The following is a 309-nucleotide window of genomic DNA, read 5'->3' as shown; positions in this document are numbered from 1 at the left end:
CCGTGATAACAGAGACAGTCTTCTCTCTTCACGGCGTGGGGCGATTTCTGCTCGAATCCGTGACGGGACAAGACTACCCAGCCGCAGGCGCCGCCTTCTTTTTATTGGCGTTGCTCACAGTGATCTCTAACCTACTGGCCGACCTCGCCTACGGCTTCGTCGATCCTCGTATAGGAAACGAGATTGCCCCATTTGTCCATGACCGTAAATTGCGTGGTCTCCCCCCGATCTTTCTCCGCCTCTCCGGCACGCAGAGCTTGCGGGCCTTCTCCTTCGTATTCCCAGATGTCGCCGGCTGTGACATCTGGG

1 protein-coding gene is annotated in these 309 nt (G+C 57.3%); it reads left to right on the top strand.

Going from position 1 to position 309, the window contains the following annotated elements:
- On the top strand, positions 1–309 hold a 309-nt coding region (locus tag EZM41_RS00205; RefSeq protein WP_198468233.1), incomplete at both ends, for an ABC transporter permease subunit.

The organism is Acetomicrobium sp. S15 = DSM 107314 (assembly GCF_016125955.1).
Taxonomy (GTDB): Bacteria; Synergistota; Synergistia; order Synergistales; family Thermosynergistaceae; genus Thermosynergistes; species Thermosynergistes pyruvativorans.
This window is presented reverse-complemented; position numbering and strand designations above follow the sequence as displayed.